General features: G+C 71.2%; 4 protein-coding genes. All 4 read right to left on the bottom strand.

What is annotated here, in order from left to right:
- Positions 1–151: 151 nt before the first annotated feature.
- On the bottom strand, positions 152–946 hold the full coding sequence (gene xth, locus VFM98_RS17000; RefSeq protein ID WP_325111085.1) for an exodeoxyribonuclease III: 795 nt from the start codon (positions 944–946) through the stop codon (positions 152–154).
- 4 nt (positions 947–950) lie between these two features.
- Positions 951–1,727, bottom strand: coding sequence for a thiazole synthase (locus VFM98_RS16995; protein WP_325111084.1), 777 nt, complete (start codon positions 1,725–1,727; stop codon positions 951–953).
- A gap of 5 nt (positions 1,728–1,732) precedes the next feature.
- On the bottom strand, positions 1,733–1,945 hold the full coding sequence (gene thiS / locus VFM98_RS16990) for a sulfur carrier protein ThiS (protein ID WP_325111083.1): 213 nt from the start codon (positions 1,943–1,945) through the stop codon (positions 1,733–1,735).
- On the bottom strand, positions 1,942–2,490 hold a 549-nt coding region (locus tag VFM98_RS16985; protein ID WP_325111082.1), incomplete at its 5' end, for an FAD-dependent oxidoreductase. The genes VFM98_RS16985 and thiS, both read right to left, overlap by 4 nt.

The raw sequence follows: 2,490 nt of genomic DNA, 5'->3' as shown, positions 1-2,490 counted from the left end.
GTGAGGCGGGCTGGCGTTTCGTACGCTGGCGCGATCTCGGAGGGCGGTGCGATTTCGTAGGCTGGTGCTGGAGCGAAGCGAAAGCCCAGCGATGCGCGAGCGCCGCGAGGCGCTGGGCTTCCGGCGCGCGTTGCGCGCGGTCAGCACCAGCCTACGAATGCCGCCCAGCCAGCTGGGGCTCATCCAGCTCGATCCACACCGGCGCATGGTCGCTCGGCTTCTCGCGCCCCCGCTGCGCCGCATCCACTTCCGCGTTCCTCAACGCCGGCACCAGCGCCGGCGAGAGCAGCAGGAAGTCCATCCGGAACCCGGCATTCCGGCGGAACGCCGCCTCGTTGACCCAGAAGGTGTAGATGCGCTCCTGCGGATGCAGCTGGCGCGTGGCATCCACCCAGCCCTGCGCCATGAAGCGCTCCCACAGCGCGCGCGTCTCGGGCTGCAGCACCGCGTCGAAGCGCCAGCTGCCGGCGTTGTAGATGTCGAAGTTGGTCGGCACCACGTTGAAGTCGCCGGCCAGCACGGTCGGCGCGCCGGCCGCGAGCAGCGTCTCGCCGTAGGCGACGAGCCGTTGCATCCAGCGCTGCTTGTAGTCGAAGTTCGGGCTCGGCACCGGATTGCCGTTCGGCAGGTACACGGAGACCACGTGCAGCCCGCGCACCTTCGCTTCCAGCCAGCGCGCGGCCACGTCCTCCGGATCGCCCGGCAGCCCGCGCCGCACCTCCACCGGCGTTTCTCCCCGCGCGAGGATCGCCACGCCGTGGTGCGAGCGCTGCCCGTGCACCAGCACGCCGTAGCCGGCCTGCTCCAGCGGCTTGTGCGGGAAGGTCGCGTCGGCCGTCTTGATCTCCTGCAGGCACACCACGTCCGGCCGCGCCTCCTCCAGCCACTCCAGCAGCCGGGGCATCCGCCCCTTCACGCCGTTGACGTTGAAGGTGGCGATCTTCACCGCTTCAGAGCGTGAACGGCTGGCCCGTGACCGGGGTGCTGGGCACCGCCATTTCCTGCTTGGCCATGACGCCGGCCTCGTACCCGAGCCGGCCCGACTCCACGCCGAGGCGGAAGGCCTGCGCCATCTTCACCGGATCGCGGGCCTGCGACACGGCGGTGTTCACCAGCACGGCGTCGTAGCCCAGCTCCATCGCCTGCACGGCGTCGCGCGGCGAGCCGATGCCGGCGTCGACCACCAGCGTCACGTCCGGCAGGCGGGCGCGCAGGGTGCGCAGCGCGCTCGGGTTCAGCAGGCCCTGGCCGGAGCCGATCGGCGCGCCCCAGGGCATCAGCACCTTGCAGCCGGCATCGAGCAGGCGCTGGCAGCTCACCAGGTCGTCGGTGCAGTAGGGCAGCACCACGAAGCCGTCCTTCGCCAGCGTGCGTGCGGCTTCCACCAGCTCGAACGGGTCGGGCTGCAGCGTGTACTCGTCGCCGATCACCTCCAGCTTGATCCAGTTCGTCTCGAACATCTCGCGCGCCATCTTCGCCATGTTCACGGCTTCCTTGGCCGTGCGGCAGCCGGCCGTGTTGGGCAGCAGGCGCGCGCCGCTTTCGCGGATCAGCTTGTAGAAGTCGTTGGGCGTGCCGGCGTTGGCGAGCTGGCGCTTGAGGCTCAGCGTGACCACCTGCGTGCCGGAGGCCGCGATGGCCTCGCGCAGCACCTGCGGCGACGGGTAGCCGGCCGTGCCCAGGAAGAAGCGGCTGGCGAGTTCCGTGTCGGCGATGCGAAGTCCCATGGTGTTCATCCTCCGGTGATGGGTTGGAAAGTGAAGACGGCGTCGCCCTCGCGCAGGCGCAGCGTGGCGCGCTCCGAGCGCGGCACGAACTCGCCGTTCACGGCGGTGGCGAGCGCCGCGGGCGGCTGGCCCAGCGCCGCGACCAGGTCGGCCAGTGTGGTGGTGTCCTCCACGCTGCGCGGCTCGCCGTTGACAGTGATGACGGTGGTCTGGTTCATGGATGCAGCTCCTGCAGGGCGCGCTCCACCAGCGCCGGCGTGATGAGCCAGCCGTGGCGGAACAGTCCGTTGATGCGGGTGAGGCCGCCCTGCGATTGCAGCAGCGGCAGGTTGTCGGGCAGCGCGGGGCGCAGGTTGGTTTCGCTGTGCACGAGGCGGGCTTCCGCCAGTTCGGGGAGCACGCTGTGGGCGGCGGCGAGCAGTTCGACCGTGCTGCGCAGCGAGACCGGCGAGCGGTCCTCGCTCTCGATCTCGCTCGCGCCCACGACCACCAGGTCGGGCGCGCGCGGCACGAGGTACACGCGATGGCGCGGATGCAGCAGGCGCACCGGGCGGTGCAGTTCGAGGCCCGGCGCCTGCAGCCAGAAGATCTCGCCGCGCACACCGCGCACCGGCAGTTGCAGCCGCGCGCCGGTGCCGCGGGCGTCGAACACGTGGTCGAAGGCGAGGCGCGCGCCGTCGGCGAGCAGTTCGCCGGGATGCACCGCGGTGATCGTGAGGCCCCAGTGCCACTGCACGCCGTGGGCGCCAACGGCCAGCGCGTG

Origin of the sequence: Ramlibacter sp. (assembly GCF_035706265.1) — a bacterium.
GTDB lineage: Bacteria > Pseudomonadota > Gammaproteobacteria > Burkholderiales > Burkholderiaceae_C > Ramlibacter.
The sequence above is the reverse complement of the archived record's forward strand: the minus strand, read 5'-3'. Positions and strand labels throughout refer to the sequence as shown.

What these genes read in the sequence shown, in the direction of transcription:
- VFM98_RS16995 (WP_325111084.1), bottom strand. Translation starts at nt 1,727, where the DNA reads ATGGGACTTCGCATCGCCGACACGGAACTCGCCAGCCGCTTCTTCCTG.
- thiS (WP_325111083.1), bottom strand. Translation starts at nt 1,945, where the DNA reads ATGAACCAGACCACCGTCATCACTGTCAACGGCGAGCCGCGCAGCGTG.